Annotated in this window: 1 protein-coding gene; it reads left to right on the forward strand. The window is 72.8% G+C overall.

Annotation, left to right across the window (positions count from 1 at the left end):
• Positions 1 to 105 precede the first annotated feature (105 nt).
• Complete coding sequence (gene ligA / locus AC2W7G_RS13945) at positions 106 to 2,193, forward strand: NAD-dependent DNA ligase LigA (protein WP_485868966.1); 2,088 nt, start codon at positions 106 to 108, stop codon at positions 2,191 to 2,193.
• The last annotated feature ends 142 nt before the right edge of the window (positions 2,194 to 2,335 follow it).

Here is a 2,335-nt window from a genome sequence, read left to right on the forward strand (position 1 = left end):
CATGCTCGCCTCTACGTCATGGTCAGTCGGCGGTGAGCTGGCGGCGAGCCGGCCCGCCGACGCGCGCGACGCCGCGGCGCGCGGCGCGCGCGTCGGTGGCCGCCGATACGATCGCGCCATGAGACCGACGAGCTGCGCCAGCGTCACAAGGAGCTGACCGAGGTCATCGAGGGTCATCGCGCCCGCTACTACGTCGACGACGCACCCACGGTCTCCGACGCCGAGTACGACGCGCTCATGCGCGAGCTCGAGCAGCTCGAGGAGCAGCTGCCCGACCTGCGCACGCCCGACTCGCCCACGCAGTCCGTCGGCGGGTACGCCAGCTCCACCTTCGAGCCGTACGAGCACCGCGAGCGCATGCTCAGCCTCGACAACGCCTTCAGCCCCGACGAGCTGCGCGGCTGGCACGAGCGGCTGCTGCGCGACGGGGCCGGCGACGCCGCCTTCCTGTGCGAGCTCAAGGTCGACGGCCTGGCCATCTCGCTCACCTACGAGCAGGGCGTCCTCACCCGCGGCGTCACGCGCGGCGACGGACGCGTGGGGGAGGACGTCACCAACAACGTCCGCACCATCGCGGCGATCCCGCACCGGCTCACCGGCACCGACGACTTCCCGGTGCCGGCGTACGTCGAGGTCCGGGGCGAGGTCTACTTCCCGACCGCGGAGTTCGAGGCGTTCAACGCGGCCTGGGCCGAGTCGGGCAAGACCCCGTTCGCCAACCCACGCAACGCCGCCGCCGGCTCCCTGCGCATGAAGGACGCCTCGGTCACGGCGAGCCGTCCGCTCTCCATGGTGTGCCACGGCCTGGGCTACCGCGAGGGCTTCACGCCCGAGCGCCAGAGCCAGGCCTACGACGCGCTCAAGGCCTGGGGCCTGCCGACGTCCGACCGCGCCCGCACCGTCGACACGATCGCCGAGGTCGAGGAGTTCATCGCCTACTACGGCGAGCACCGCCACGACGTCGAGCACGACATCGACGGCGTCGTGGTCAAGGTCGACCAGGTCGACCTGCAGCGCCGGCTGGGCTCCACGAGCCGGGCGCCCCGGTGGGCGATCGCCTGGAAGTTCCCGCCCGAGGAGGTCAACACCCGCCTGCTCGACATCCGGGTCAACGTGGGCCGCACCGGGCGCGTCACCCCTTACGGCGTCATGGAGCCGGTCAAGGTCGCGGGGTCGACGGTCGAGATGGCCACCCTGCACAACAAGCACGAGGTGGCCCGCAAGGACGTCCGCCCCGGCGACATGGTCGTGCTGCGCAAGGCCGGCGACGTCATCCCCGAGATCGTCGGCCCGGTGCTGCCGCTGCGCCCGGACGACTCCGAGCCGTGGGTGATGCCGACCGAGTGCCCCTCGTGCGGCACCACGCTCGCCCCGGCCAAGGAGGGCGACGCCGACCTGCGCTGCCCCAACTCCGAGCACTGCCGCGGGCAGATCATCGAGCGGCTGGAGTACGTCGCCGGCCGCGGCGCCTTCGACATCGAGGCGCTGGGCTACGAGGGTGCCGTCGCGCTGCACGACAGCGGGGTGCTGGAGAACGAGGCCGGCCTGTTCGCGCTCACCGAGGACGACCTGCTGCGCACCGGGCTCTACCGCACGAAGGCCGGCGCGCTGTCGGCCAACGGACGCAAGCTGCTCGACAACCTCCAGAAGGCCAAGCAGCAGCCGCTGTGGCGGGTCATCGTCGCGCTGTCCATCCGGCACGTCGGGCCCACGGCCGCCCGTGCCCTGGCCACGCACTTCGGCGACCTCGACGCGATCCGCACGGCCGACGTCGACACCCTCGCCGCGGTCGACGGTGTCGGCCCGACCATCGCCCGCGCCGTCGTCGACTGGCTCGAGGTGCCCTGGCACGTCGCGATCCTCGACGCCTGGGCGGCGGCGGGCGTCCGCACCGCCGACGAGCGCGACGCCTCGATCGAGCGCACCCTCGAGGGCCTGACCATCGTGGTGACCGGCTCGCTGCAGCGTTACACGCGCGACTCGATCAAGGAGACGATCATCGCCCGCGGCGGCAAGGCGTCCGGGTCGGTGTCGAAGAAGACCGACTACGTCCTGGTCGGCGACTCGCCCGGCTCGAAGGCCGAGAAGGCCGAGAAGCTGGGCGTCCCGATCCTCGACGAGGACGCCTTCGACGAGCTGGTCGCCCACGGCCCGCCGCCGCAGGACGAGCCCGAGGAGGCCCCGGCTCCCTGAGCCCGTCGCGCTCCCGGGTGTGAAGGTCCGCGCCCGGGGTATCTGCACGCCGTGACCGACTCCTACGACGTCGTGGTGGTCGGCGGGGCCCGCCGGCCTCTCCGCCGCCCTCGTCCTCGGCCGCGCCCGCCGCCGCGTGCTC

It is taken from the genome of Aeromicrobium sp. PFPM2_SD2 (assembly GCF_057364525.1).